Raw genomic sequence first — 25,491 nt, 5'->3', positions numbered from 1 at the left:
GGTATGAAGGGTGGCCCGCTCGCTGGATGCCAGTGTGACCACACCCGGTCGCCATGGGACGGTCAGCCGATGGTGCGCGTCTCGGCAACGTGTATTGCGCGTACGGCCCGCAGGTCCAGCATCTCGAGTAGTCGCTTCTTGGGGTATCCGTACGTGAGTAGACCGTAGATGCGCCCCTCCCGGGCGGCCTGGCGCAGCCGCTCGGCGTTCAGTCCCATTTGTGTGAGGCCGATTCCATCGAACCAGGAGAGCCGCGAAACCCAGCGGCGATAGAGGTCCAGACTGGATCTGTTCGCACACTCTGACCGATAGATTGCGCAGGATCGCCAGAAGACAGGCTTCCTCATTCCTGGCTCGAGTCCGGAGAGGAACAGGTAAACGGTATCTGTTCGCGTATCAACGTAGCCTGCTAAGGCGACCTCCATCTCACGCTCGTCCATGGGGGTGGCCAGTTCGACTACCGCGGTCGCGAAAGCGTTGTCGGGTAATTTGGAGAGTTCGGCCCTGGCCTGATGCTTGGTGCTCACCTCTGTGCCTTGGCCGCCACGAAAGCTCCGAAGCACAGCTGTCATTTTGGTGTCCGGAAGCGGAGATATGCTGAGCGATCTGAACGCACTCATCCTGACCGAACCGTTGAGGTAGCCACTGGTTGATGGCCCATAGCTGTCGGCCCAAAATGTAAGCGTCGTTGTGATCAGGCTGAAGTTGGCATCTGAGTCAACAATATAATGTTCTGGGTATGCGATCTGGACAGCACCGCCGTAAATCTCGTGAAATCGCCCAGGGCTGTCTACAAAGAGATGGACAACCTCGACGAGTATGATGAGTGTAGTAATCGTCAAGGCGGCGCGGCGAGCGATTCGACGCGGCTTCATGAGTACCCCTCCTCTTGGGATGGTGCGACAAGGCCGGCCGTGGGGTGTCCCTCGGCCGGCCTCATCTAGCGGCGAACGAATCGGGCGGTCCTACGCCTGCCGTGTCGCCTCACACGAGATTGGCTTTCACCCTCGAATTCTGTCGTCGTATGCGTGGGGCCACGTCGTGGGCGCCCACCAGAACTTCCCGCCGCGCTCGTTGACCGAAATGGTCTTCGGAGCACTGATGCAGTCTGACGGCTTTGGAGAACTGCCCTTACATTGTGCAAGCAGGTTCAGTATCCCCCTTACCGAGTGCTTGATCCCGCTGAATCCGGTGCAGAATGCGCTCCCACACGTCAAGGAGAACGCCCTGAACTTCTCTGGGAAAAGTCTCTTGACCTTGGGGTGTGCTTCATAAGAGAGCGTTCCCGTTTCTTCGCTCTGCCCGACGCTTACACCTGGAGGCCAGGAGACGGATGGCGAGAAAATCGACGCCTTAAGCGTCAACCCAGTCTCGACCTTGATTTGGAGATTATCCAGGATTAGTTTATCGACCTTGCTTTTGCCGAATGACCCGGACGGTTTGGCCTCGGCATAGACACTCCACTCTCTCACGCTGAGTGGAAATCCTGGCTGCGCGACCTCATACTGCCATCGGACGACGCCACCTGCCTCGAATGCCAGACCCTTGGTTAGATAATTCCAGCCAAAGATGTCGGACCTGCATGCGCCGCTTGCGCAGACTCTCAGCGCGTCCCATCCTTGCGTCCCCACGGGCCCTGCGCCGCCGCCACCACTTCCACCGTCGGTTGATTCACATACGCGGCGTTCTGTGCCGTCTGGGTCGACAAATCCGCCGCAGCGGTCGTAGCCGTCCGTGGGGTCCTGATATTTGGGCATCGGGACTTGAATCTCAGTCATGTTGCCGCAGCGGTCGAACACGTGAATCGATATGGTCGATTCGATCGGGTGCACGACACCCTGGGTGCTTGCTCCGGACCGCTTCGTGTCACTTCCGGGAGAAGTTTGAGTCCAGGATCGAGTGACCTTGGCGACGACATGTACTGACCCGCGTGCACCGGGCTGGACCACGACGTTGTCGAGCGTGACGCTGGAGTCGCTACGTGTCTCCTGGGCCTGGTCCATGCTGGCGTCCTGCTGCACCAGTGGCCCGTTCAGCAGGGACAGCTTGGCCGTACTCGGGTCCCGAGGACCCACCCCGGGCACATTCCAGATCGTCGCCGCGCGACCTTCGAGCACGGCATCCTGGGCCTGGTAGTACGCCTTCACACGATCGGTGTAGGTCTGGGCGCCGGACTCCTCGGTGGTGGCAGCCTTGGCTTGTGGCTGCTCGCCGTCCAGGAAGGGAACGCAGGGTTGGCTCCCGTCGTTGGCTGGTGGCGGCGGCACGATCTTCGGAGTAACGCTGGTCGCCTCCCAATCGCTCTGTCCGTACGCGGTCTTGGCACGCACCTTGATCGTGTGGGCCTGTCCGTTGGCCAGGCCGCTGATGGCGGCGTAAGGGTCCTTTACTTCAAGTGTCTTGATGACGGTGCCGGTGCTGTCGGTGGTTTCGACGTCGTAGCCGTCGAGGGTTGCGATGCTGCCGTTCGTTTCAGGTAGCCCCCAACTGACGACAGCGCTTGCATCGCCGGCCGTCGCGCGGAGGTTGAGGACCTTTCCGGGCGGTCCGGCCGGGATGTAGGTGAGCGCCAGCGACGCTTGCTCGGTCGCCGCGGCGTCACCAAAGGTGATGACCTCGTCCTTGTTGGACGTGAGCAATAGCCACCGGAAGGCGTCGTCGGAGATGTCCGCCTTCGGGGCGGCGATCGGGAGGGAGAAGTTGCCGGTGGTGACCGCGTCGCCCGCCAGATCTGAGCCCTTGCTCTCGCCGGTGACCGGGTTCTTGAGCGGGGTCACCGTGACGACGGCGTCCGCCGGGCAAGTACCCGCCGGGCAAACCGGGCTGCCAAGCTTGAGTACGCCTTCCGAAATACCTGCACCCTCGGGAAGCTCGTCGAGCTTGAAACCGATGACCGCAGCGGTCTTGTCGGCGCCGGCGCCACCGATGCGCATGACGGTGTCGTCGGTGACGGTGCACGGATTCCCGCCACAGGCGGTGGGATCTGTCTTGGCGTTCTTGATGACGAAGCTGTCTTTGGCGAGCGTGAGATTCTTGACGTTCTCCACCGGAGGCGGCGGAGGTGTCCCCGGGGTGGTGAAGGAGACAGGCGCCGTCTTGGAGGTACAAACTTCCTCAACGGCCTGGGAGGTCGCGGTGGTACCGGATGCCTTGGCATCGCGAGGGGAAGCCGCACGGCTGTTGTCGTCCTGGATGGGCTTCGTTTCAAGGAAGTCCAGCCCGACGAGTGCCTGGGGGAACGTCGCGGAGAGCTTGATCGCGATGGTGTTCGAGCCCTGCTTGAGGCTAGCCGTGGTGTTGTGATCAGCCCAGCCAGTGGACTGGCTGAAGGCCTGTGTGGCCTCGATGCCGTTGATGACCAGCGCGAAGAACGCGGTGGCGTCCGGGCTGACGTAGCGGAAGCGCAGGTCGTGACGGGCGGCCACGTCACTGTTGACGGTCCACGTCACGCTCTTGCCACTCGCCCTGCTGGAAACCGCACTGCCCGACACGCCCGCCGGCGGGTTCACCATCGTACTGAACCCTCTCAATTGAGCGGTTTCAGCCTCGAGGCGTGTGACTGTGGGCGTCGGGGTGGGCGTGGGTGTTGGGGTAGGCGTCGGAGCCGGAGTTGGCGTGGGGCCGGGGTCAGTGCCGCCTCCGCCCTGTTGGCCGACGGCGCACGCGACCATCTGCCACTTGTAGGTGGTGCCTGGCTGGACGGTGTTGGTCGGTACTTGGAGGGAGGCCCGTTCGCCGCCGGAGACTGTGCGCGTCCCCAGTGGGCTGGTGCCGACGGGTGCACCCGCGTTGTCGTACAGGTAGTACTTCGCCGTAACGAGTCCGCCGGAAGGCCGGTTGACCATGCCGGACAGAATCGGCTGGGTCGGGTCGGACATACCGGTCTGGGTGTCGCTCGGCAGTACGGGTGCGTCGCTGGTGATGCGGTAGGCCGGGCTCTCGTTGCACGAGGGCGGGGTGACGCCGGCGCGGCAGGCCTTGACGACGAACTTGAAGCTGGCCGGGTTGTCCAGGGTGAAGGTCTTGTCCAGCACCTGGCCCGACGGGATGTTGTTGTGCGTGGTGGTGCCGGGTACTCCGACCAGGGTGCGGATCTCGGCGGCCGTCAGCGCACGCTGGTACACGTGGACATCGTCGACGGAGCCGTCCAAAGGGCCCCCGAGGCCGCGGTCGCGGCCGATCTCGAACGCGCCACGGGCATTCCAGTTCGGGGTGTGGTCGCGCTCACCGACCTGGGCGCCGTCGACGAACAGGCGGATCTTGTGGGCTGTGGCGTCGTATTGGGCGACGACGTGTGTCCATTCGCGGATCTTGGCGAGGTCCTTGGACTGGATGAGCGTCTCACGGATGATGTTGGGAACGTCCTCGGTGACCATTGACATCACCCAGCGCTGGTCGTACTCGGGCGCCTGTGAGGTTTGGTACGACAGCGTGAAGCCAGGCTGGTTGACGCCCATCTGCGAGAACACGGTCTGCATGTCGGCGCTGCTGTTCAGGCGCACCCAGGCGGCCGCGGTGAAGCTCTGGTTCGTGTTGATCGCCGGCTTGCTGGTGGCGGCATAGGCGCCACCGGTGAAGGTCACGGCGTTGCCCAGGGGGCCGGGGCCCCGTGTGTAGGAGCCGGACAGCGTCGCGGGCACGTTCTTGCCGGAGGAGTCGGCCGCGGTGCTGCCTGAGGTCTCATCCAGCTTCCAGTACGCCGCCTCGCCCGCCGGAAGCTGGGCCGCCGGCGGAGCCATGGTCGAGTCGTTGACCGTGACGGTGTAGTTCAGCTTGGTGGCCTCGGGCACGCTGGACTTGTAGGTGACCTTGACGTTGGTGCTGCGGGCGATGGCGTCGTTGCCGTCCATGGAGTCGATGGACTCGGCGGTCACGGTCGGGATCTCGGGCGGCAGCACCCAGTCCACGCTCAGCTTGGGCACGTTCTGGTTGAACATCTGCGGCCAGAAGAGGAAGTCCTCGCTGTAGTACTGCGGGGTCGGAGTCTCTTGGGCGAGCCTCATGACCAGTCCGTGGTTGGGTGTACCGGATGCCCACATGCTGGTCATCTCGGTCAGATTCCAACTCCAGACCGCCCCGGTGGTTCCCGGCAGGGCGCACGGGTCGACCGACGCGCGGCCCTCCGTGGTGGAGGCCGGTTGATCGCTCCAGAAAGTGTCGTCGGCCACCCACGCCTCGGTGACGCGCTGGGCGGTGACGCCCTGGAACTCGCTGCAGTTGGTGACGTCCGAGCGCAGCATCAGCTGCATGGTCGACTTGACGACCTGCCGGCCGGTGATCGGTGCGGTGTCGAAGGCCATCAGCCAGCGGGACGCCTGCTCCAGGAAGACAGGGGTACAACCGGTGCCCGTGCACGTCTTGTGGTGCGAGCGTCCCACCTTGCCGGGCGAGATCTGGTAGCTCGGGGACTGGACGCCGGTCTCCTGGGTGATTCCCAGGGTGGTCGTGGGATCGATCGTGACGGGGTAGCGGGTGGCTGGGTCGGCCAGCCACGCGGCGTCCGGCTTGAGCACCAGGACCGAGCCGCCGTCCTGCTTGCGGACCGAGATGTCGACCGGTGCCAGCCGGTCCGGCCCCTTCGCCTTCACATCATCGGTGTTGGCGTCCCACATCATGGGCGCCGGTGCCGACAGCACCGTCTTGCCCTTGTCGTCGGTCAGCTTCAACCCGTCGTTCTTGGTCAGGCCGAGCTTGAGCTTGTCGGTGGCCACGGGAATCCGAAACTCGACCGGGCCCTGAGGGCGTTCGCGCAGGACCACGTCGTGCCGGAACCCGGTGGGCAGAGCGGTGACGACAAGGTCCGCGCCCGCTCCGGCTCCGTCGACGTAGCGGGCGACGTTGCCGGTTACCTCCGGTCGTGGAAGTTCTGTTGGCCAGGTCAGGGCAAGACGCTGGCCCCTGGCCCGTTCCATCGACGCGAACGGGGCGCCACCACCGAGGGAGAACGACACGTCCGCTTTGGCGAGTTTGGGCGCCAGGACTCCGTTCTGCTCCACGAGGGTGGTGTCGATCTGGCCCCAGGTCCCGTCCGCCTGCTTCAGCTGGGTGGGACCGCCGTACGACTGCGTGGTCAGATGACCGTCCGGATAGGCCCACGTACGTGACTGCTCGGTGTAAGCGGACTCCACCGGGATGATCTGGCCCAGCCGCTTGGCCTCGGCCACCGCCGCCCGGAGCGCCGCGTCTGGATCGGCAGGCCGGGGGAAGGCGGTCGCTGAGGGGAGCGGGGCCGTCGTGGCCGGTTTGAGGGGGTCGGCGTCCGCGGGTAAGGCGACGAGAAGAGAGGCGGCCAGCACGGTGGTGACCGCGGCCGCCACCCATCCCGTGTAGCCGTTTCCACGTTGGCGCCGAAGAGCCGCAGGCTCAGGCGAAGCCAACGGTCGATCTCCCGATAAGCGGCGTTGACCGCCTCGGGAAATCGGGGGCTGAGGGGTCATTCGTTGCTCCATCCATGTCATGCGAGCGTCCGGCCGCCAAGGCAACCGAAAGCGGCTCGACCAGGGGTAACCAGCTGAGCATGGATGAGCGTGCTCTTGATTTTCTCTCGGGAATGTCGTGATCATGGTTGCCGGTCCGATTCGTGCTCGGGCACTGAAGGCGGACGCGAATCATGATGGGAAGCTGGCGGGGGAATCTCACGGAGTCAGGGGGATGGGTGAAGTTCCGCATCTTGGGGCCGGTCGAGATCTGGCGCGGTGGAATGGCGGTATCGATCGTCGGTGAGAAGCAACGGACGCTTGTCGCACACCTCGTGCTCCGAGCGAACCAGGCGGTCTCACACGACGAATTGCTCCGCGCTCTGTGGGGAGACACGCCGCCCGCCTCTGGGCGGCGGGCACTGCACAACCACGTCTGGTCGGTACGCCGCCTTCTCTCCGACGAGGAGGGCATCTCCACCAGTTCCGGCGGATACACGATGAAGGTCCCGGCACGAGGCTCCGACCTCGGAGTCTTCGGCGCCGAAGTCGCCGCCGCTCACGACGCCCGGGCCGCGAACGACTTACCGGCGGCCGCCGAGCGGCTGCGTACCGCGCTCGACCTGTGGCGAGGTCCCGCTCTGACCGGAACACGCATGGATTTCCAGATCGAGCACGGTTATGCGCTGGAGGAAATGCGACTGGCGGCCCTGACCGACCGCATCGAGGTGGACCTGGCTCTTGGGCGGCAGGCCGACCTCATCGGCGAGCTTCGGCAACTCGTCGTCTCCGCTCCGCTGCGCGAGCGCTTCCGCGGACAGCTCATGCTGGCCTTGTACCGTGAGGGCCGTCGCGCGGACGCACTGGAGGAGTACCGGCTGGCGCGGCGCTACCTGCGCGACGAGCTCGGCATCGAGCCAGGTGAAGAACTGGCGCGGATCCATCACGGAATCCTCGCGGCGGATCCCGAGCTGATGAAGGCAGGCGCCCGGGAGCCGGCTCAGGTACGGCCGTCGCCCCCGAAAGTCGTACCACGGCAACTTCCGGTCGATGTCGTCCGTTTCACCGGCCGCGAGGAGAGCCTGGCAGCGCTCGACACCCTGTTGTCCGAGGACCGCGGCAGACCGTTGGTGATCTCGGCCATAGCCGGAGCGGGAGGCGTCGGGAAGACCGCCCTGGCCACTCACTGGGGCCATCTGCGTGCTGATCGGTTCCCCGACGGCCAGCTTTACGTGAACCTCCACGGTTACTCCCACAACGCCACCGTCACCTCGGGGGAGGCGCTCCGTCAGCTCCTGCGGGGACTCGGGGTGGAAGTCGAGGAGATGCCGCTCGACACGGATGAACGGTCGGCCTTGTACCGATCGATACTCGCGGGCAAGAACGTGCTCGTCCTCCTCGACAACGCCGCCACCGCCGATCAGGTGCGGCCGTTGCTTCCAGGTTCGTCGTCATGCCGGGCGGTCATCACCAGCAGAAGCTCCCTACGCGGGCTGGCCGCCACCCATGACGTCGACCTGGTCGTCCTGGACGTCCTTCAGCCGGAGGAGGCCGAGTCGCTGCTGCGCGCCTTCTTGCGCGAGGACGGGCAGAGTGATGAGTCGATCAGGGAGTTGGCGGCCCTGTGCGGATACCTGCCGCTCGCGCTACGGCTGGCCGCCGCGCGCCTACGTGACACCCGGGAGCCGGTCGCCGATCTCGTGGGACGCCTGCGTGCGGGCAGCCGGCTGGCAGCGCTTGAGTTCGAGGAGGATCCCCACTCGGGAGTTCGGTCCACGTTCGCGTTGTCGTATCAGACCCTGCCGGTCACGGCGAGGTCGGTGTTCCGCGCCGCGGGCCTTCACCCTGGCCCGGACATCAGCCTCGATGCCCTCGCGGCCATGACGGGTCAGAGTTCGGACGACACGCGCGAGGCCGTCTCGGTTCTCGTGCGCGCTCACCTGGTCCACAGTTCCGAGTCTCATCGGGTGAGCATGCACGATCTCATCCGGGAGTACGCCCGTGAGCTTTCCGGCGACGTCGATCTGGGAGCTGAGGCGATGGCGCGGTTGCTCGGATGGCACGCTCACACCGCGCGTTCGGCGATGACCCACGTCGATCCCGATGTGCGCCTGCTGTGGCCTGACGTCAAGCCGCCGCCGGGCGGACCACAGGATTTCGCCGACCGAGACAGCGCCATGGCCTGGCTGAACAACGAACACCGCAATACCGTGGCGATCATCGCGTACGCCGCGCACCATGGTTCGCCCGTCCTCGCCTGGCAACTGGCCTACGTCACGGCGTATCACTTCTACCTGGCCGGCCAGGTGGACGACTGGATCGCCTCCCACCAGAGCGCCTTGGAAGCGGCACGTCAGGCGGGCGATCTCAACGGCGAGACCAGGATCCTTACCACGTTGGCACATGGCTTGATGGAGGCGGACCGCTACGGTGAGTTCCTGGACTACCAGCGCATGGCGGTTGAACTGGCCGTGGCGACGGACGACATTCGCATGCAGGCGGAAGCGCAGTTCTACGTAGCGTTCGGACTGTTTCGCACGGGACAGCTCACGGAGTCCCTTGAGGCCAACGCGCTCGCGCAGGAGTTGTACCGGGCGTTCGACCACGAACCCGGTGAGATCGCCACCGTCTATCTCAAAGGGCAGATCTATGTACGTCTGGGCAGGATGCAGGAGGCGCTGGATTGTCTGCACCCCTCGCTCAAGGCGCTACGGGAACAGGGCAGGCAGCATGACGAGGCGCACGGACTGCTCGATGTCTGCACGGCCTATCTGGGCGTGGGGAAGGTCGGTGCGGCCCTCGAGAGTGTCACGCTGGCCCTGAGCATCGCCCGCGAACTGGGCGACCGCGTTGTCGAGGCCCTTGCGCTGTGCCACCTCGGCGAGGTCAGGGGACGGCAGGGCCTGTACGGCGAGGCATTCCAGTCGCTGCAGGAGGCTCTGGCCCATGCCCAGCAGCTGAGAAGGCGTCTGACCGAGTGCAAGGTGCACAACGGGCTGGGGCGCACCTACTCGCTGGTGGGAGACCGGGAACAGGCCAGGAAGCATTTCCGCACGGCCATGGACCTGGCGACGAAGATCGACGACGTCTACGAACTGGAGGCCGCGCGGGCCGGGCTCGGCTGAGCGCGTCGTCAGTGGCCCAAGGCGGCTCCAGCGGTGGCCCACGCGGTCGGGTTGCCCGCTGGAGTGAACCGCTCGACGGTCTGGGGTCTGGCGACCAGGGTGCGCATTGATGCCAGGTCGGTGGCGAACCCTGCACTTCGGGCCTGGACGAGGATGTTGCCCAGGGCGGTGGCTTCCATGGGGCCGGCGATGACCGGGAGGCCGCAGGCGTTGGCGGTTAGTTGGCAGAGGAGGCGGTTGCGGGAGCCGCCGCCTAGCAAATGGATTATCTCTACTGGGTGGGCGGACAATGTTGTCGCGTCGGTTATTGCGTTTTTGTGGGCTATGGCCAGGCTTTCCAGGATGCAGCGGACAGTTTCGGCCTGGGTTCTGGGGGCGGGGTGGCCGGTTGCCTTGCAGGCTTCGGCTATGCGGGAGGGCATGTCGCCTGGGGCCAGGAAAGAGGGGTCTGCGGCGTCGATCAGGGAGCGGAAGGGGTCGGCCTGCTCGGCCGCCTTCAGCAAGGCGGGGAGGTTGGGGGAGCCCCAGGTGGTCAGGCATTCCTGGAGGAGCCACAGGCCCATGACGTTGCGGAGGTAGCGGGTGGTGCCGTCCAGACCGGTCTCGTTGGTGAAATTTCCGGTACGGCTGGCCTCGGACAGCACTGGGGATGCGAGTTCCACGCCCACCAGGGACCAGGTGCCGCAGGAGATGTAGGCGAAGTTGTCCGTCGTTGCGGGGGTGGCTATGACGGCGGAGGCGGTGTCGTGGCTGGCTACCGTGACGACCTGGGCCGACCAGTCGGGGAAGGCGTCTCGGCAGCACGGCGCGGGGGCTTGGGCGGGGGTCATCTGGCCGATGACGGTGCCGGGGTGGCGGATCGGGGGGAGGAGGTGGGTGGGGATGCCGGCCTTCGCCGCGAGGTGGTGTGACCAGGTTCGGGAGTGGATGTCCAGGAGGCCGGTGGTTGAGGCGTTGGTGACCTCTGCGCCGATCTCGCCGGTAAGCCAGTACGCGATCAGGTCGGGGATCAGGAGCATGGTCGCGGCGTCGGCCAGGTCGTCGGCCAGGAGCTGGAAAATCGTGTTAATGGGGTGGGGCTGGATGCCGGTGGCCTGGTAGAGGGTGTCGGGGCCCAGCAGGTCCAGCGTGCGTGCCACCACTCCCTCGGTACGGCTGTCGCGGTAGCTCACCGGGTCGCGGAGCAAGCTGCCGTCGTGGCCCAGGAGGCCGTAGTCCACGCCCCAGGAGTCGATGCCGATCGAGTCGACCGGGCCGCATTTGGCCAGGCCGTACAGGATCTCGTGGAAGATGCGGTGGATGTCCCAGCGCAGGGCGCCGTCGCGCATCGTGGCGCCGTTGGGGAAGCGGTGGACCTCGGTCAGGGTCAGGGACTCGTCGCTGACGATCACGCGGCCGCTGGAGGCGCCGAGGTCGATGGCGGCGAAGCGGGTCATCGGGTGGACTCCCTTACGACCAGTTCGGGCTGGAAAACGATTTGCTGGTGGGCGTGGGCCTCTGGGCGGTCGCACTCGTCGAGGAGCAGTTCGGTGGCGACCTTGCCCAACTGGTACGTGGGCTGGCGGATCGAGGTCAGCGAGACGGCCGAGGCGGAGGCGAAGTCGATGTCGTCGTAGCCCATCAGGGTGACGTCGTCGGGGATGCGGACGCCGCGCTGGATGAGGCCGCGCATGACGCCGAGCGCGAGCAGGTCGTTGGCGCAGAAGACGGCGTCGGGAACGCCGGTGTCCAGGAGCACCTGGGCGGCGTGTTCTCCGTCGCGGGCGGTCATGGCGGGCATCTGGAGCAGGCGCAGGGTGCCGGGGAAGGTGCGGGAGGCGCCGTCGAAGCGGTCCTGGCACTGGCGGATGGTCAGCGGGCCGCTGACGTAGGCGACGGAGGTGGCGCCTCCGGCCAGCAGGTGTTCGAGGGCCAGGCGCCCGCCGACGACGTCGTTCACCGCCACCGAGCACTGGTCGGCGCGGTGGGGCGGGTGGTCGACGAGGACGACGTTGATGCCGCGGGCGCGCAGGCGGTCCAGGCGCGCGGGGTCCTCGTCGGACGGGGTGATGAGCACGCCGCGTACGCGCTGCTCGGCCAGCACGTGGAGGTTGCGTTCCTCCTTGGCGCGCGAGCCGGCGGAGTTGCCCAGGATGACCGCGTACCCCATGGCGCTGGCGGTCTCCTCCACCCCCGCCGCCACGTCGGTGAAGAAGGGGTTGCCGATGTCGATCACCGACAGGCCGATCGTACGGCTGTAGCCCGCGCGCAGCGTCGAGGCCGAGGCGTGCCGGACGAAGCCGAGGTCCTCGATGGCCGCCTCCACCCGCAGGCGGGTCGTGGGGGAGACCTTCTCGGGGCGGTTCAGGACGTTCGAGACCGTGCCGGGGCTGACCCCTGCCAGTTCGGCGACCTCCTTGATGTTCACCACGGGACCTGATTAAAACGTAACAACCCCGAAACGGCAATTGACGGCAGCCGGATCGCTGTCTAGCGTCGCACACGTTGTTAAAACGATTCAAGGGACGGCTTTGCGTGGACATCAGACCGCAGCTCAGAGCGCAACGGATCGAGACCCCCTCGTGGGCGTACGGGAACTCGGGCACCCGCTTCAAGGTCTTCGCCCAGCCCGGCGTGCCGCGTGACCCCTACGAGAAGCTGGCCGACGCCGCCCAGGTGCACCGCCACACCGGGATCGCGCCGAGCGTCGCCCTGCACATCCCCTGGGACAAGGTCGACGACTACGCCGACCTGCGCCGCCACGCGAGCGGTCTCGGGCTGAACATCGGGGCGATCAACGCCAACGTCTTCCAGGACGACGACTACAAGCTGGGCAGCGTCACCAACCCCGACCCGCGCGTACGCCGCAAGGCGCTGGACCATTTGCTGGAATGCGTCGACATCATGGACGCCACCGGATCGGACACGCTCAAGCTCTGGTTCGCCGACGGGACCAACTACCCGGGACAGGACGACGTCCGCGCCCGCCAGGACCGCCTGGCCGAGGCCCTTGAATCGGTTTACGCGCGGCTGAGGGAGGGGCAGCGGTTCCTGCTGGAGTACAAGCTGTTCGAGCCCGCCTTCTACGCCACCGACGTCCCCGACTGGGGCACCGCCTACGCCCACTGCCTCAGGCTGGGGCCGAAGGCGCAGGTCGTCGTGGACACCGGCCACCACGCGCCGGGCACCAACATCGAGTTCATCGTCGCCTTCCTGCTCAGGGAGGGCAAGCTCGGCGGCTTCGACTTCAACTCGCGCTTCTACGCCGACGACGACCTGATGGTGGGGGCGGCCGACCCGTTCCAGCTCTTCCGGATCATGCACGAGGTGGCGGGGGAGCCCGGGATCGCGTTCATGCTCGACCAGTGCCACAACCTCGAGCCCAAGATCCCCGGTCAGATCCGTTCGGTGATGAACGTTCAGGAGGCCACCGCGAAGGCCCTCCTTGTCGACAAAAATGCCCTTGAATCCGCGCAGGCCGCGGGGGACGTCCTCGCCGCCAACGCCGTCCTCATGGACGCCTACAACACCGACGTACGCCCCCTGCTGGCCGACCTCCGCCAGGAGATGGGCCTCGACCCGGACCCCATGGCCGCCTACGCCAAGTCCGGATATTTCCAGGAAATCAGCGCCACCCGCGTCGGCGGCGCCCAAGCAGGCTGGGGCGCCTGATGACCCACGAAACCCACGCACCTGGACACGACGCCGCCGCACAAGCGGCCGAAACCCCCGCGCGAGCGGCCGAAGCTCCCGCGCAAGCGCGCGACTCCGTCGCACACGCGCTCGAAGCTCCCGCCCAAGCACGCGACCCCGCCGCGCACGCGCTCGAAGCCCCCGCGCAAGCACGCGACTCCGTCGCACACGCGCTCAAAGCTCCCGCGCAAGCGCTCGAAGCCCCCGTACGCGCGCTTGAACCCCCGGCGCCCGTCCAAGACCTGCTCGACCGCGCCCACACCCTGGGCGGCGACCCCCGCAACACCAACTACGCGGGCGGCAACGCCTCCGTCAAGGCGGCGGGCCCCGACCCCGTCACCGGCCAGGACGTCGAACTCATGTGGGTCAAGGGTTCCGGCGGCGACCTGGGCACGTTGAAGGCGAGCGGCCTGGCCGTCCTGCGGCTCGACCGCGTACGCGCACTAAAAACGATCTACCCCGGCGTTGAACGCGAAGACGAGATGGTCGCGGCGTTCGACTACTGCCTCCACGGCAAGGGCGGCGCGGCGCCGTCCATCGACACCGCCATGCACGCCCTGGTCGAGGCCGCGCACGTCGACCACCTGCACCCCGACGCCGGGATCGCGATCGCCACCGCGCAGGACGGCTCCGAACTGACCGAGCGGATCTTCGGCGACCGCGTGGTGTGGGTGCCCTGGCGTCGCCCTGGCTTCCAGCTCGGCCTGGACATCGCCGCCATCCAGGCCGCGAACCCGCAGGCCATCGGCGTCATCCTGGGCGGACACGGCATCACCGCCTGGGGCGCCACCTCGCAGGAGTGCCGCGACAACTCGCTGGAGATCATCCGCACCGCCGAACGGTACATCACCGAGCACGGCCGCCCCGACCCCTTCGGCCCGATCGTCCACGAGACCCCGCCGGAGGAGGTACGGCAGGCCGCGGCGGCCAGGCTCTTCCCCCTGCTACGCGGCCTGGCCTCGACCGACGCGCCCATGGTCGGCCACTACACCGCCACCCCCGAGGTCCTCGACTTCGTCTCGCGCGCCGAGCACGTACGCCTGGCCGCCCTCGGCACCTCCTGCCCCGACCACTTCCTGCGCACCAAGGTCGCCCCCCTCGTCCTGCCCCCGGACCCGGCCGAGGAGCAGATCAGGGAACTCCACGCCGCCTACCGCGCCGACTACGCCGCCTACTACGCGCGCCACGCCGTACCGGAATCACCCCCGATGCGCGGCGCGGACCCCGCGATCGTGCTGGTACCCGGCGTCGGCATGTTCTCCTTCGGCAAGGACAAGCAGACCGCTCGCGTCGCCGGGGAGTTCTACCTCAACGCGATCAACGTCATGCGCGGCGCCGAGGCTTTGTCGGCATACGCGCCGATCGAGGAGAGTGAGAAGTTCCGCATCGAGTACTGGGACCTTGAGGAGGCCAAGCTCCGCCGCCTGCCCGCGCCCAAGCCGCTGGCCACCCGGATCGCGCTGGTCACCGGCGGCGGTTCCGGCATCGGCGCGGCGACCGCGCGCCGCCTGGCCGCCGAGGGCGCCCGCGTGGTGGTCGCCGACCGCGACCTCGCCGCCGCCGAGAAGGTGGCCGCGCGGATCGGCACGGCGGACGCGGCGGTGGCCGTCCGCGCGGACGTGACCGACGAAGCGCAGGTCCAGGACATGGTACGGCAGGCCGTGCTGGCCTTCGGCGGCCTCGACCTGGTGGTCAACAACGCGGGACTGTCCCTGTCGCGCCCCCTGCTGGAGACCAGCTTGGCGGACTGGGACGTGCAGCACGACGTGATGGCCAGGGGCTCGTTCCTGGTCTCCCGCGAAGCCGCCCGGGTCCTGATAAATCAGGGCATGGGGGGAGACATCATCTACATCTCCTCCAAGAACTCGGTCTTCGCCGGTCCCAACAACGTCGCGTACGGCGCCGCCAAGGCCGACCAGGCCCACCAGGTCCGCCTGCTGGCCGCGGAACTGGGCGAGCACGGCGTCCGGGTCAACGGCGTCAACCCGGACGGGGTGGTGCGCGGTTCGGGCATCTTCGCCTCCGGCTGGGGCGCCAACCGCGCGGCCGTGTACGGGGTGCCGGAGGAGCGGCTCGGCGAGTTCTACGCCCAGCGGACGTTGCTGAAGCGCGAGGTGCTGCCTGAGCACGTGGCGGCCGCGGTGTTCGCCCTTACGGCCGGAGACCTGGCCCTGACCACGGGCCTGCACGTCCCGGTAGACGCAGGCGTCCCCGCCGCCTTCCTCCGCTGACCCGCCCCGCCCGTACCCGTCCAGGTCCGGCCTTCCCCGCGCTGCCTCGGTATGCCTGGCTCGGCCCCTGGCCAGGCGGACGAGAGCAGCCGCGGGGTGCCGGTGAGCGGGTGTTCGAGGGCGTTCGCGAGATGGTGGGCGCTTGTGCGGAGGGCGCGGGGCGATTGCAGGCGCGTGTTGCGCGATGTCCGGCGCTCTTGCGGGTGGCGCGGGCTGGGGGTGTCGCGGTGTGGGTGGGGCGGGGCGTGTCCCAAGATGGTGGCGCCCGTGCGGAGTGCGCGGTGCGGCCGGGCGGGTGTGCGGGTGCGGGGTGGTTGCGGGCGTCCTGCGAAATGGCGATGGCCGTGCGGGTGATGTGGGGCGGCCAGGAGGGCTGGTGGAGTGGCGTGGTTGGGGGTTTCCGGGTGGGGGTGATGAGGGGGTGGGGTGGCTGGGTGGGTGGGGAGTTTGAGGGATTGGGGGGATGGGAGCCCCTAAGGTTGGGGGCAAATTGCCAACCTTGAGACGCATTGGCGGGGATATGTCCGAGGAGACGCCGGTCGCCGGTCGCTACCGGCTGGACGAGCTCATCGGCCGAGGTCAGGCCGGTGAGGTGTGGCGGGCGCACGACGAGAACGCCGACTGGACCGTGGCCGTCAAGATGCTCACCGCGGGCTCCAGCGAACTGGCCCACAAACACGCCCAGACCGTCGCCAAGGTCGTGCATCCCCATGTGGCCATGGTGCTGGACATCGGCGGTCACAACGGCGTGCCGTACCTGGTGATGGAGTTCTTGACGGGGGCGAGCCTCGGTGAGGAGCGGGCCGCGCACGGGCCGCTCGGGATCGTCGAGGCGTGCGACCTGTTCGGGCAGGCGGCGGCCGGGCTGGACGCGGCGCACCGGGCGGGGGTGGTACACGGGCAGATCGACCCGGACTCCTTCCGCCGGGCGGGCAGCGGGGTGCTCAAGGTGGTCGGATTCGGGATTCAGGGGGCGGATCAGGGGCCGGTGACGCCGTACCGGGCGCCTGAGCAGCTTGACGGCCGGGGCGGGCCCGCGGCCGATCTGTATGCGCTGGCCGCTGTTTGTTATGAGATGTTGTGTGGTCGGCCGCCCTTCGAGGGCGAGGGGGAGGAACTGGCCGAGCGCATCCGCACCGCGGAGCCTGAGCCGCCCACGCGGCATCGTCCCGCCGTTCCGGCCGAGCTGGAGCAGTTGTTGCTGGCGTCGCTGGCCAAGGATCCCGCCGCACGGCCCGCGAGCGGTGACGCGGTACGGCGCCGCCTGGCCAGCATCGCCCGCCCCGGTGCCACCCAGCGCACCGGCCCCCTGCCCAGCCTCCCCGACACCCCGGGTCCGGCCCCCGTCCCGCAGACCGGCATGCAGTCACCCATGGGCCCGCCGCCCCACCGGGACAGCCAGCCCGCGGGCCCGCCCTACAAGGACGGCCACACCCAGATCTACGAGGGCCCTCTCCACGAGGACCCTCCGAACCAGAACCGCCGCCTGATCATCCAGCTCGTGGCAGCCCTGGCCGTCATCGCCCTGGTGACGATCGGCTTCGTCGTTCTGTCAGGGCGCGACCGGCCCGAGGCCACGCCCGTCGTCAGCCCGACTCCGACCCTGGAGGAGCCGACCCCCACGCCCACGCCCACCCCCGAGGAACCGGAGCCCACGGGCCTGGTCGACACCCTGGGTCCGGCGAACCCCCTGGACACCCTCACCCCGCAGCCACGCGACACCACCGGCCTCACCCAGACCCCGCCGGGCGGCTGGCAGAACTGGCTGGGCCGCTTCGACGAGGCCGTCAGGCTGCAGCAGCAACTGAGGGGTATCGACGGCGAGGTGGCCGCCGACGCCCGCAAGAAGATCGCCAGAGCCATGGACCGCCTCAGGAAGGGCCGGGAGGACCAGGCCCGCCGCCAGGCCCTGGAGGCGGCGGCGGACCTGCGTCAGGCGGCCGGCAGCGGCGACATGGCCGCCACTGGCCCCCTGGCGGACTTCCTCGCCGACTGGGGACTCAACCGCCCCGCGACATCAGCGTGAGCGCGTAGAGCGCGACCGCGGCGAAGTCGTCGGCGGGTTCGGACGCCTGCCACGACCGCACGTCGTCCACGAACCGGCTGCCCCGCCCGGTGAAGGGCGCGTACCGGTCGACGCCGTCGGCGGGGCAGGGGCTCATGCGGTCCATGTGGCCGCCGAGCCCGTCGTCGAACAGGGAGGCGCTGTTCGGGCCGTTGACGACGGCGCCGGTCGGCGGCCGGCCGGTGATGTTGGACATCTGGTAGTGCGGGCAGGTGATCGCGTTGTCGCCGACCCCGGAGACGAAGGACACGCCCCACGCGTTGGCCCCGAGCGCCCAGCCGCGCTGGCGGGTGCCGAAGGCGTCGTAGGCGCGCTCGCCGCTGACCGAGCGGTACAGCCGCGAGGTGGCGGCCAGGCCGAACGCGTGCGGCACCGAGTCGAACTGGTCATACCGCGCACCGGCCTGGAACGGGTCCTGCCCGGCCCGGGCGGCGCCGATCTCCAGTTGCGCCCTGAGGTCGCCGACGAGCTGCCGCTCGGTCACCGGCAGCGTGCCGGGACGCGCCTGGCGGATCGCCTTGACGAGGTCGGCGTGGCCGAGCGCGCTGACGTCGTAGAGGTTGAAGGTGTCGCCTCCGGCGTCGTGCTTCAGGTACTCGCCGGCCCAGTGGGCGGCCTGCCGCAGCCAGTCGCCGGCCCGCGGGTCGCGCAGGCGCTGGGCGGCCAGGGCCAGTTCCGCGCCGCCCAGCTCCATGTCGTCGCGCCACACGCTCTCCGGGTAGAAGGCGTGGGGGAGCGAGGTGACGAGCTGGCCGACGTTCTCCGTCTTGGCCATGGCGTAGACGGAGGCGCCCTTCTCCAGCAGTTCGCGGGCGCGTCCGCGGTCGGGCTCCACCTGCGCGGCCAGCGCGAAGGCCGCCGCGGTACGGCCGGCCAGGTTCGGGCTGATCGGCTGGCCGGGGGCCGCGGCGCGGAAGACGGGCCGGTCGCGGATGTACTTCTCGGAGGAGTTGTCGTCCTCCTCCGGCATGCGCCAGATGTCGTGGTCGCCGGCGAAGGTGCCCTCGGCGTTGCCCGCGCCGATGCCGACCTGGATGTAGAGGGTCTTCGACGTCTCGTCCCACATCTTGTCGAGGAACTTCAGCCCGTGGTCGGCCTCGCCGCGCAGGCGCGGGTCGATGGCGCCGTCGCGTTTGGCCGCCCACAGGAGGGTGTCGACATAGGCGAGGATGTGGGTGAACTTCAGGTAGTCCCCGGCGTCGAACCATCCGCCCGACACGTCCACCGGGCCGCCGATCTTGGTCAGGTCGCCCCTGATCTGGTCGGTGCCCGGACCGGTGAACTCGGGCCAGTCATAGACGAACGCCGCCTTGTCGCTCTTGTGCCAGCGGTCGCGCTGGCCGCCGAAGAACGTCACGATCTTGGCCGCGGGCAGCGACAGGGCGATCGAGGGGGCGACGGCGAACTCGGCGGAGGTCTGGCCGCCCGCCTTGACCCGGTAGCTGCCGGGGGTGCGGAGCCTGGACAGGTCCAGGTGGTAGACGTGACGGTAGGTGTCGTTCCACTCGCCGAGGTCGCGGCCCGCCGTACCGCGCAGGACCACCCGCCCCCGGCGGTCGACGACGGTGAAGGGGAGAGGTCGATCGGCCATGAGGTAGGCGTCTTTGGCCTCCTCCGGCGCGAAGCCCACCTGGTCGACCCTGATGAACGACGCGCTCTCGGCCATCGCTGGGCTCCCTGCGATCAGGACGGTTAACGCGGTCAACGCCGCTGCCAGCTTCATGCACGCTCCTTGAAGGTTAGGAAACCTTACTAACCTTGCTGCGCACGGTAGCCGCGGAGCGTGAGGAAGGTCAATACGCGTACATTGACGAAATGACCGACACTCCCGCGCGGCGCAGAGCCGCCCTGGCCGCGCTGCTCCCGGAGCGCGGCGTCCCCGCGGTGCTCGTCTCCTCCCTGGTCAACGTGAGGTACCTGACCGGCCTCGACAGCAGCAACGCCGCCGTCCTGGTGCGCGAGGACGGCAGCGCCACGCTCGCGACCGACTCCCGCTACATCGAGATGACCCGCGACCTCGGCCTCGAGGTCATCGAGGCGCCCGACACCGCGGGCGCGCTGGCCACGCCCGGCACGGGCGTCGAGGCCGCGCACATGTCTGTCGCGACGTTCCGGCGGATGTGCGAGGGCCTCGTCCCGCTGGAGCCGCTGGTGGAGCTCCTGCGGACGGTCAAGGACGAGGAAGAGATCGAGTTCCTGCGTACGGCCTGCGCCATCTCCGACCAGGCATTCCACGATATTTCCGAAAAAATCCGCCCAGGCGCCACCGAACGCCAGATCGCCCGCGCCCTGGAGAACCGGATGATCGAACTCGGCGCCGACAAGATCGCGTTCGAGTCCATCGTGGCGGCCGGCGAGCACGGCGCCGTGCCACACCACACCCCCACCGACCGCGAACTGCGCAAGGGCGACCTGGTCACCCTCGACTTCGGCGCCAACCACCGCGGCTACCACGCCGACATGACCCGCACCGTCAGCCTCGGCGAGCCCGCCGCCTGGCAGCGCGAGATCTACGACCTGGTCGCCGCCGCGCAGAAGGCCGGTCGCGAGGCCCTCGCGCCCGGCGCCACGGCCAAGGACGTCGACTCCGCCGCGCGCGCCCTGATCGCCGAAGCGGGACACGCCGAGCACTTCCGCCACGGCCTCGGACACGGCGTCGGCCTGGAGATCCACGAGGAGCCGTTCCTGGGCCCCGCCAGGACCGGTAGACTAGAGGATCGAGTTCCGATCACCGTCGAACCGGGGGTCTACCTCCCGGGCCAGGGCGGGGTCCGCATCGAGGACACGCTGGTCACGCGTGCGGGCGGGCCGGAACTCCTCACGAAGACGACCAAAGAGCTGCTCGTCCTTTAAGAGCGGCAACACGCGGGAGAAAACGAGTGGCGACGACCAACGACCTCAAGAACGGCATGGTGCTGAGGCTCGACGGCGGTGAGCTGTGGGCCGTTGTGGAGTTCCAGCACGTCAAGCCGGGCAAGGGCGGCGCGTTCGTGCGCACCAAGCTCAAGAACGTGCTCTCCGGCAAGGTCGTCGACAAGACCTTCAACGCCGGGGTGAAGGTCGACGTGGCCAACGTCGACAAGCGCGAGATGCAGTACTCCTACAAGGACGGCGACGACTTCGTCTTCATGGACACCGAGACCTACGACATGGTCAACGTGCCCGCCAAGACCGTCGGCGACGCGGCCAACTACATGCTTGAGAACACCCTGGCCACGATCGCCTTCAACGAGGGCTCCGCGCTCTACGTCGACCTGCCGGCCGCGGTCGAGCTGCTGATCTCCAACACCGAGCCGGGCCTGCAGGGCGACCGCTCGACCGGCGGCACCAAGCCCGCCACGCTGGAGACCGGCGCCGAGATCAAGGTCCCGCTGTTCATCACCACCGGTGAGAAGGTCAAGGTCGACACCCGCAGCGGCGAATACCTCGGCCGGGCCTGAGGTGTCGGCACGGGGTAAAGCACGCAGACGCGCCCTCGACATCCTCTTCGAGGCGGAGGCCAGGGAAGAGGACCCGCTCAAGATCCTCGCCGAGCGGGTGGAGCGGAGCGAGCCGCCGGTCAACGAGTACACCTCGGCGATCGTCGAGGGCGTGGCCCGCCACCGGGCGCGCATCGACGAGCTCATCACCACCTACGCGGAGGGCTGGACGCTGGAGCGCATGCCCGCCGTGGACCGCAACCTGCTGCGCGGCGGCACGTACGAGCTGCTGTGGATGCCGGACGTGCCGGAGGGCGTGGTCATCAGCGAGTGGGTGCACCTGGCGGGGGAGCTGTCCACCGACGAGTCGCCCAGCTTCATCAACGGGCTCCTGGCCCGGTTCAAGCAGCTCAAGCCGAGCCTGTCGCTGTAGCCGAGCGCGCCGTGATCGTCTTACGGCGCGCCGCCTTTCGTGACGAGGGCCTCGTGACGAGGCCCGCTGGCGCTGGGCGCCGTGATGAGCCCCATCCGTTACGGCTACCGCCACCCCACCCGCCCCGCCGCCGTGGCCGGGCGCCCGTCGAGCGCCGCTCGTGAGGGCTCACGGGGTCCCCGCCGCAACGACTCCGCCCTTGACCCGCTCCGGGCTCCAAAGCTGGAAATCTCTACCCGGCTCAAGGGTTTCCAGGTTCTGCCCGTCAAGGTTCCAGGGTCGTTGACTGGGTTCTGAGGTGGTCGAGCATGGCCTTCGCCGCGGGCGTCAGGGCACGTGAGCGGGGCAGGGTGACCCCCACGGACCGTTTGACCGAGGCCAGCGGCACCGGCAGGCACACCAGTTGCGGATCGGACCTGACCAGCAACGCCGGCAGCGCCGCCACCATGTCCGTCTGCAGCAGCAACGACCGGATCGTCAGGATCGACGTGCACTCCACGCGGTCTTCGGGCAACGGCAGGTCCTGGGCCTTGAAGACCTGTTCGAGCTCCTGCCGCAGCGCTGTCTGCTCCAGCGGCAGGATCCACGGGTAGCCCAGCAGCCCGGCCAGCGACGAGGCGGACGAGGCGGGATGGCCGGCGCGGGCGACCAGGAGGATCGGCTCGTCGTAGAGCGGGATCTGGCGCAGCCCGTGCCGGTCGTCGATGGGGTTGAGGCGGCCGAGGACCAGGTCGGTGTCGCCGTCGATGAGCCGGGGGACCAGAGAGTCGAAGGTGCCCTCGCGCACGATGACCGTGATGCCGGGCCGTTCCGCCTTGAGGGTGGCGATCGAGCGGGGGAGCAGCACGTTCGTGGCGGCCAGCAGGGTGCCGACGGTGACGGTGCCGGTCTCGCCGTTGGCCAGGCCGGTGATGCGGTCGCCGGCCCGGCGCAGTTCGGCCTGGACGGCGCGGGCGTGGTCGACGAACGCGGTGCCGAACACGGTCGGGGTGACCCCGCGCGGGCCCCTGGTGAACAGTTCGACGCCGAGGATCTGCTCCACCTCGCGCAGGCCGCGCGTGGCGGCGGGCTGGGCGAGGTGGAGGTGTTCGGCGGCGCGCAGCACGCTGCCGTGGTCGGCGATGGCGGTGACCAGCACGAGATGGCGGAGCTTGAGGCGTCCGCCGAGCAGGTCCAGAGCGCGGGACATCACCATTTCAGCATAGCTTCAGCTCTGGGAGACCCGATTCGGTATGGCTTCGGGGACGTCGCCGAAGCGCTCGGCGTCGTTGCGCGGCAGGACCAGCGCGGCCGCGAGGCTGATCGCGGTCACGAACGCCAGGTATGCGGTGATCGACCACGACGACCCGGTCGAGGCCAGCAGGGAGGCGGCCACCAGCGGCGTGATGCCGCCGCCGAGCAGCGCGGCGAGCTGGTAGGCGGCCGAGGTGCCCGAGTAGCGGATGGCGACGGGGAAGAAGCTGGCCGTCAGCGTGCCCTGCGCCGCGTGGGTCATCGCCAGCACCGCGCCCATGACCACCATGAAGACCGCGATCAGCGCGTGGTCGCCGGTGTTGACGACCGGCAGGATGGCCACGGCGCCGGCCAGCAGCACCCACGAGCCGTAGGAGAACAGCGCCCGCAGCCCGAGCCGGTCACCCAGGTGGGCCCAGAGCGGCGCGGTCGCCAGCCAGACCGTCGCGCCGCCGATCACGCAGGTCAGCAGGAAGGTTCTGGACAGGCCGATCGCGGGGGCCTGGCCGTACTGGAGGATGTAGACCATGAAGATGTAGGCGACGGCGCTGTTGCCGATGATCACCGCGATGCTGTGCACGACGCCGCGCCAGTGGCCGCGCAGGACCTCGGCGATCGGCAGCTTGACCGGCTCGCGCCGGACGACGAAGTCGGGGCTCTCCTCGATGCGCAGCCGCAGGTAGATGCCGACGACCACGAGCACGACGCTCAGCAGGAACGGCACCCGCCAGCCCCACGACATGAAGGCCTCCTCGCTCAGGGCGGAGGAGGTGCCCAGGAAGACCAGGTTGGCGCAGAGCATGCCGGCGGGCGTGCCCATCATCGGGAAGGCGCCGAACAGGCCGCGCCGGCCCTTCGGCGCGTGCTCCATGGTCAGCACCACGGCCCCGCCGAGTTCGCCGCCGAGGCCGATGCCCTGGGCGATGCGCATCACGACCAGCAGGACCGCGGCCCAGATGCCGATGCTGGAGTAGGTGGGCAGCAGCCCGATGAGCGTGGTTCCGATCCCCATGATCAGCAGCGAGACGACCAGCGTGTTGCGGCGGCCGAGGCGGTCGCCGAAGTGGCCGAAGACGATGCCGCCCAGCGGGCGGGCCAGGAAGCCCACGGTCATGGTGCCGAAGGCGGCGATGGAGCCGGCGACGGGGTCCATGGCGGGGAAGAACTGCTTGTTGAAGATGAGCGCGGCGGCCGTGCCGTACAGGAAGAAGTCGTACCACTCGATGGTCGTGCCGATGAAGGCCGCCCACGAGACGCGGCGCGCCGCCCTGCGGCGGTCAGTGTCCATTTGCGTCTGTACCTTCCGATCAGGGGGTACGGACGAGGATGCACGCTGGTGGTATGTCCAGGCGAATACCGTTCTGGCCGTCACCTATGCATAAAACGACATATATAGGTTTTGTGATGGCAGGCCAGCGATCCGGTATTGGTCTGATATGGCCGCGCGGCCGGACAATGCGTCCATGAAGCATTACGTCAACGGGGTCTTCGACACCTCGGGGACGGCCTTCCCGCTGATCTCGCCCGCCGACGGGCGGCAGGTGGGAACCGTGCCCGAGGCCCCGCGCGAGGTCGTCGACGCGGCGGTCGCCGCGGCCAGGGCGGCGCTGGCCGGCCCGTGGGGCGCCACGAGCACCGAGGAGCGCTGCGCCTACCTGCGGCGCATCGCCGACGGCATCGAGGCCCGGTTCGACGCGTTCGTCGACGCCGAGGTGGCCGACACCGGCAAGCCGCGGGCCCTGGCCGCCACCGTCGACGTCCCGCGCGCGATCGGCAACTTCCGCGCCTACGCCGACCTCTCCTACGGCCGCCCCGAACGCGCCTACCACACCACCGTGCCCGGCTGGAGCGGCTCGGGCGAGGCGCTCAACTACACCGTCCGCCGCCCGCTGGGCGTGGTCGCGGTCATCTCGCCGTGGAACCTCCCGCTGCTGCTGCTCACCTGGAAGGTCGCGCCCGCCCTGGCGGCGGGCAACGCGGTGGTGGCCAAGCCCTCGGAGGAGACGCCCTCGACCGCGACGCTGCTCGCCGAGGTCATCGACGACGTACGGCTGCCGCCCGGCGCCTTCAACCTGATCCACGGCCACGGCGCGGACGCGGCGGGCGAGTTCCTGACCGGCCACCCCGGCATCGACGCCATCGCCTTCACCGGCGAGTCGGCCACCGGCTCGGCCATCATGCGCGCCGCCGCTGACCACGTCACCCCGGTCTCCTTCGAGCTCGGCGGCAAGAACCCGGCCGTGGTCTTCGCCGACGCCGACCTGGACGAGGCGGTCGAGGGCACGATCAGGTCGAGCTTCACCCACTCGGGCCAGATCTGCCTGTGCACCGAGCGCGTCTACGTGCAGCGCGAGATCTTCGCGGAGTTCACCGAGCGCCTGGCCGCCAGGGCCCGCGAGCTGAAGGACTACGGCCCGATGATCTCGGCCGAGCACCGCGACAAGGTGCTGTCCTACTACCGCCTGGCCGTCGAGGAGGGCGCCACGGTCCTGGCCGGCGGCGGCGTCCCGAGCTTCGGCGACGAGCGCGACGGCGGCTTCTACGTCGAGCCCACCGTGCTGACCGGCCTGCCGGAGGACGCCAGGACCGTCCGCGAGGAGGTCTTCGGCCCGATCTGCCACCTCGCGCCCTTCGAGGAGGAGGCCGAGGCCGTATGGCTGGCCAACGACAGCCCCTACGGCCTGGCCGCCACGGTGTGGACCGGCGACCTGTCGCGCGCCCACCGGGTCGCGCCGAAGATCGAGGCCGGGATCGTCTGGGTGAACTGCTGGAACCTGCGCGACCTGCGCACCCCGTTCGGCGGGGTCAAGGCGTCGGGCATCGGCCGGGAGGGCGGCGAGTACTCGCTCGACTTCTTCTCCGAGCCGGTCAACGTGTGCGTGAAGATTTGAGGACAT

The 25,491-nt window shown here is 68.6% G+C and carries 15 protein-coding genes; 8 read left to right on the top strand and 7 right to left on the bottom strand.

Going from position 1 to position 25,491, the window contains the following annotated elements:
* Positions 1-62: 62 nt before the first annotated feature.
* Positions 63-875, bottom strand: coding sequence for a hypothetical protein (locus tag ACIBEJ_RS27075; RefSeq protein ID WP_397185625.1), 813 nt, complete (start codon positions 873-875; stop codon positions 63-65).
* A 126-nt stretch (positions 876-1,001) separates the two neighbouring features.
* Entirely contained in the window at positions 1,002-6,317 is a 5,316-nt protein-coding gene (locus ACIBEJ_RS27070) for a LamG-like jellyroll fold domain-containing protein (RefSeq protein WP_397185624.1), read from the bottom strand.
* Between the two features lie 338 nt (positions 6,318-6,655).
* Between ACIBEJ_RS27070 and ACIBEJ_RS27065 the strand changes: the two genes are divergently transcribed.
* Positions 6,656-9,541, top strand: coding sequence for a BTAD domain-containing putative transcriptional regulator (locus tag ACIBEJ_RS27065; protein WP_397185623.1), 2,886 nt, complete (start codon positions 6,656-6,658; stop codon positions 9,539-9,541).
* 8 nt (positions 9,542-9,549) lie between these two features.
* On the opposite strand, the gene ACIBEJ_RS27060 is transcribed toward ACIBEJ_RS27065, so the two are convergent.
* The gene (locus ACIBEJ_RS27060) at positions 9,550-10,977 is read right to left on the bottom strand and encodes a rhamnulokinase family protein (protein ID WP_397185622.1); all 1,428 of its coding nucleotides are present in this window, start codon (positions 10,975-10,977) and stop codon (positions 9,550-9,552) included.
* Positions 10,974-11,948 carry a LacI family DNA-binding transcriptional regulator gene (locus ACIBEJ_RS27055; RefSeq protein ID WP_397185621.1) on the bottom strand — a complete coding sequence of 325 codons (975 nt, stop codon included), beginning with the start codon at positions 11,946-11,948 and terminating at the stop codon, positions 10,974-10,976. Before ACIBEJ_RS27055 ends, ACIBEJ_RS27060 begins: the two co-directional genes overlap by 4 nt.
* 107 nt (positions 11,949-12,055) lie before the next feature.
* On the opposite strand from ACIBEJ_RS27055, the gene rhaI reads away from it, so the two are divergent.
* The 3 genes from rhaI to ACIBEJ_RS27040 all read left to right on the top strand — a co-directional run bounded on the left by rhaI (position 12,056) and on the right by ACIBEJ_RS27040 (position 17,470).
* Positions 12,056-13,192, top strand: coding sequence for an L-rhamnose isomerase (gene rhaI / locus ACIBEJ_RS27050; RefSeq protein WP_397185620.1), 1,137 nt, complete (start codon positions 12,056-12,058; stop codon positions 13,190-13,192).
* A complete protein-coding gene (locus ACIBEJ_RS27045; RefSeq protein WP_397185619.1) occupies positions 13,192-15,444 on the top strand; it encodes a bifunctional aldolase/short-chain dehydrogenase in 2,253 nt (750 codons plus the stop codon). Before rhaI ends, ACIBEJ_RS27045 begins: the two co-directional genes overlap by 1 nt.
* A 499-nt stretch (positions 15,445-15,943) precedes the next feature.
* The gene (locus ACIBEJ_RS27040) at positions 15,944-17,470 is read left to right on the top strand and encodes a protein kinase (protein WP_397185617.1); all 1,527 of its coding nucleotides are present in this window, start codon (positions 15,944-15,946) and stop codon (positions 17,468-17,470) included.
* Here the strand turns inward: ACIBEJ_RS27040 and ACIBEJ_RS27035 are convergent.
* Entirely contained in the window at positions 17,445-19,232 is a 1,788-nt protein-coding gene (locus tag ACIBEJ_RS27035) for a glycoside hydrolase family 9 protein (RefSeq protein WP_397185616.1), read from the bottom strand. The genes ACIBEJ_RS27040 and ACIBEJ_RS27035 overlap by 26 nt on opposite strands.
* A gap of 92 nt (positions 19,233-19,324) precedes the next feature.
* On the opposite strand from ACIBEJ_RS27035, the gene ACIBEJ_RS27030 reads away from it, so the two are divergent.
* The 3 genes from ACIBEJ_RS27030 to nusB are packed head-to-tail and all read left to right on the top strand — an operon-like array spanning position 19,325 to position 21,361.
* Complete coding sequence (locus ACIBEJ_RS27030) at positions 19,325-20,362, top strand: M24 family metallopeptidase (protein ID WP_397185615.1); 1,038 nt, start codon at positions 19,325-19,327, stop codon at positions 20,360-20,362.
* Between the two features lie 26 nt (positions 20,363-20,388).
* Positions 20,389-20,949 carry an elongation factor P gene (gene efp, locus ACIBEJ_RS27025; protein ID WP_397185614.1) on the top strand — a complete coding sequence of 187 codons (561 nt, stop codon included), beginning with the start codon at positions 20,389-20,391 and terminating at the stop codon, positions 20,947-20,949.
* A 1-nt stretch (position 20,950) separates the two neighbouring features.
* Positions 20,951-21,361, top strand: a complete 411-nt coding sequence (nusB, locus tag ACIBEJ_RS27020) for a transcription antitermination factor NusB (RefSeq protein WP_397185613.1) — start codon at positions 20,951-20,953, stop codon at positions 21,359-21,361.
* Between the two features lie 265 nt (positions 21,362-21,626).
* Here nusB and ACIBEJ_RS27015 read toward each other — a convergent pair whose 3' ends face one another.
* Both ACIBEJ_RS27015 and ACIBEJ_RS27010 read right to left on the bottom strand, forming a co-directional pair.
* On the bottom strand, positions 21,627-22,550 hold the full coding sequence (locus tag ACIBEJ_RS27015) for a LysR substrate-binding domain-containing protein (RefSeq protein WP_397185612.1): 924 nt from the start codon (positions 22,548-22,550) through the stop codon (positions 21,627-21,629).
* Positions 22,551-22,568: 18 nt separating this feature from the next.
* Positions 22,569-23,882, bottom strand: coding sequence for an MFS transporter (locus tag ACIBEJ_RS27010; RefSeq protein WP_397185611.1), 1,314 nt, complete (start codon positions 23,880-23,882; stop codon positions 22,569-22,571).
* Positions 23,883-24,057: 175 nt separating this feature from the next.
* Here ACIBEJ_RS27010 and ACIBEJ_RS27005 point away from each other — a divergent pair, with 175 nt between their 5' ends.
* Complete coding sequence (locus ACIBEJ_RS27005; RefSeq protein ID WP_397185610.1) at positions 24,058-25,485, top strand: 2-hydroxymuconic semialdehyde dehydrogenase; 1,428 nt, start codon at positions 24,058-24,060, stop codon at positions 25,483-25,485.
* Positions 25,486-25,491 lie beyond the last annotated feature (6 nt).

The sequence above is a fragment of the Nonomuraea sp. NPDC050790 genome (assembly GCF_044456745.1).
Taxonomy (GTDB): Bacteria; Actinomycetota; Actinomycetes; order Streptosporangiales; family Streptosporangiaceae; genus Nonomuraea.
Note: the sequence above shows the minus strand (reverse complement) of the source record. Positions and strands in the feature narration are given on the sequence as shown.

Bases quoted from the DNA above. Each gene is read 5' to 3' on its own strand.
- ACIBEJ_RS27075 (WP_397185625.1), bottom strand. From the start codon at position 875: ATGAAGCCGCGTCGAATCGCTCGCCGCGCCGCCTTGACGATTACTACA.
- ACIBEJ_RS27060 (WP_397185622.1), bottom strand. From the start codon at position 10,977: ATGACCCGCTTCGCCGCCATCGACCTCGGCGCCTCCAGCGGCCGCGTG.
- ACIBEJ_RS27045 (WP_397185619.1), top strand. From the start codon at position 13,192: ATGACCCACGAAACCCACGCACCTGGACACGACGCCGCCGCACAAGCG.
- ACIBEJ_RS27035 (WP_397185616.1), bottom strand. From the start codon at position 19,232: ATGAAGCTGGCAGCGGCGTTGACCGCGTTAACCGTCCTGATCGCAGGG.
- ACIBEJ_RS27030 (WP_397185615.1), top strand. From the start codon at position 19,325: ATGACCGACACTCCCGCGCGGCGCAGAGCCGCCCTGGCCGCGCTGCTC.
- ACIBEJ_RS27015 (WP_397185612.1), bottom strand. From the start codon at position 22,550: ATGTCCCGCGCTCTGGACCTGCTCGGCGGACGCCTCAAGCTCCGCCAT.
- ACIBEJ_RS27010 (WP_397185611.1), bottom strand. From the start codon at position 23,882: ATGGACACTGACCGCCGCAGGGCGGCGCGCCGCGTCTCGTGGGCGGCC.
- ACIBEJ_RS27005 (WP_397185610.1), top strand. From the start codon at position 24,058: ATGAAGCATTACGTCAACGGGGTCTTCGACACCTCGGGGACGGCCTTC.